Below are 1,995 nucleotides of genomic sequence, written 5' to 3'. Positions count from 1 at the left end.
GGCAGCAGGAACAGGATCGAGCGATAGGGCGTGCGATATTTCGGATGCACGGCCGAGAACCATGTCGGCAGATAGCGGTCACGGCCGAGCGAGAACCAGGCGCGCGCCGCATCGTTGATGCAGCCATTGGCCGACGCCAGCGCCGCCAGCAGCGTGGCGACGAACAACAGGTTCTCGAGCAGCGGGCTGCCGGTCAGCTTGCCGGCGTCCCACAGTGGATAGTAGGTGATGCCGAGATATTCCCAAGGCATCAGGGAGGCGCAGACATACCAGGTCATGGCCGCCGCGATCAAAAGCGTGATCATGCCGGCCATGGTGCCGTAAGGCAGCGAGCGGGCCGGGGAGCGCACTTCCTCGGCGGCCTGTGTGGTGCCTTCGATGCCGAGATAGTACCATATGCCGAACTGGAAGGCGGCGATGACGCCGATCCAGCCATAGGGAAGCGCATTGCCTGGGGTGACCAGTTCGTTCAGCTTCAGCACCGCGCCTTGCGTCCACGGGCTGACCGAAAAGAACAGGATGACGATCGAGATATAGGCGATCGCGGTGATGACGAAGTTGACGTTGAGCGTCATCAGCACGCCGCGATAGTTCAGCCACGCCAGCACGACGATGGTCGCGGCGATGAAGGAATTGTGGGTGAGCCCTTCGACGCCGGCCTTGGCGACGATGGTGTCGCCGAGCAGGATAGCGTCGGACACTTCGAGCATCGTGTAGGCAAAGACCAGGAACAGCGCGACGTTGAACGCCATCAGCGGTCCGACGATGTGCTTTGCCTGCGCATACTGGCCGCCGGCGGCGGCCACGGTCGATGTCACCTCGGAATCGATCATCGCGACCGAGGTGTAGAGCAATCCGACGACCCAGCAGACGATCAGCGCGGCCAGCGCGCCACCCTTGTCCGCCGAGAAATTCCAGCCGGTGAATTCGCCGACCAGGACGATGCCGACGCCGAGCGCCCAGACATGGGCCGGTCCGAGCACGCGCAGGAGTGAAACTCTGTCCCCTTGGACAGCCGGGGCAGCCGGTTCAAGTGCGATCGTCATTGTTCAATCCTCACTCAGATCCGGTGTTTTTCGGAAGTGGCTTCCAGTTCGCCTTCGCGCGAGGAGGTCAGCACCTCTTCGGAGAAGGTCGTGTCGACCTTGAACCAGTCGTAGAGCATCCACAAAGCGAGCACGATCGAGATGCCCCAGCATGCGTAAGAGAGTGCCACCCACATGATCGTGTCCCCGAATTAAATCGTCCTCAGAACTCTTACTTGTCGTCGAATTTTTCGTTGATGACGTCGCGATATTCGCGGTCGGATGCGCGAAACAGGAAGACGAAATAGCCTATCAGCACCGCAGCCATTATGATCAGCGTCGGCCAGTCGATGACATAGTGGAAGCGGTTCTGGATGATGTCGTGCGCGGTCTCGGGCGTGTAGCCGAGCTTTTCCCAGATCGAGGCCATGGTCGGGTTCTGGCCGAGCGCTTCCCACGTCTTGGCGTCGAGCGCGTCGATGGATTTCGCCGCACCGGCGAGGCCCAGTTTCAGCGGCAGCCACAGCGCCACGAAAATGGCGACGACGACGACGGCGATGTCGAAAACCTGCCCGGCCTTGCTCTGCTCCGGCGGCGTGTAGCGGGACATTTCTTCTACCCCTCAGGACTTGCGGTTGCGGAATGCGTCGGCGTTCTTGATGTCGAGCCCGTAGATGAATTCCTTGTCTTCCTTGTAGTGCTTGACCATCGCCAGGATGGCGGCCGTGTTGAAGATCAGCACGGCGGCGGCGGCGATCGCGACCACGGCCTTGATGCCGCTGTGCGGGATGTAGGGCCATGTCATGAGCAGGACGAAGAGGATCGTCGCCCACAGGCAGACGATCAGGAGCGCGGATCCGCGCACGTCGGAGCGGTACAGCGCTTCGATGCGCTGTTGCATGTCTGACATCGGTTTTCCCCTTTTTCCAACGCCAGGCCCCGAATTGGCCGGCCGCTGCCCTCTTTCAAG

4 protein-coding genes are annotated in these 1,995 nt (G+C 61.4%); all 4 read right to left on the bottom strand.

Translation table 11 applies throughout. From position 1 onward, the window contains the following. Nucleotides 1-1,046, bottom strand: a 1,046-nt coding sequence (locus EN914_RS33520; protein WP_127389583.1) for an APC family permease, incomplete at its 3' end; no start/stop codon positions are given. Nucleotides 1,047-1,060: 14 nt separating this feature from the next. Then, nucleotides 1,061-1,222, bottom strand: coding sequence for a hypothetical protein (locus EN914_RS33515; RefSeq protein WP_013532900.1), 162 nt, complete (start codon nucleotides 1,220-1,222; stop codon nucleotides 1,061-1,063). 35 nt (nucleotides 1,223-1,257) lie between these two features. Then, nucleotides 1,258-1,635, bottom strand: a complete 378-nt coding sequence (locus EN914_RS33510; RefSeq protein WP_013532899.1) for a hypothetical protein — start codon at nucleotides 1,633-1,635, stop codon at nucleotides 1,258-1,260. A gap of 12 nt (nucleotides 1,636-1,647) precedes the next feature. Beyond that, nucleotides 1,648-1,935, bottom strand: coding sequence for a hypothetical protein (locus EN914_RS33505; RefSeq protein ID WP_013532898.1), 288 nt, complete (start codon nucleotides 1,933-1,935; stop codon nucleotides 1,648-1,650). Nucleotides 1,936-1,995 lie beyond the last annotated feature (60 nt).

The sequence above is a fragment of the Mesorhizobium sp. M7A.F.Ca.CA.001.08.2.1 genome, from assembly GCF_003998455.1.
In the GTDB taxonomy this organism is placed as follows: domain Bacteria; phylum Pseudomonadota; class Alphaproteobacteria; order Rhizobiales; family Rhizobiaceae; genus Mesorhizobium; species Mesorhizobium ciceri.
This window is presented reverse-complemented; position numbering and strand designations above follow the sequence as displayed.

Coding starts and splice junctions, on each gene's coding strand:
- EN914_RS33515 (WP_013532900.1), bottom strand. CDS start 1,222: ATGTGGGTGGCACTCTCTTACGCATGCTGGGGCATCTCGATCGTGCTC.
- EN914_RS33510 (WP_013532899.1), bottom strand. CDS start 1,635: ATGTCCCGCTACACGCCGCCGGAGCAGAGCAAGGCCGGGCAGGTTTTC.
- EN914_RS33505 (WP_013532898.1), bottom strand. CDS start 1,935: ATGTCAGACATGCAACAGCGCATCGAAGCGCTGTACCGCTCCGACGTG.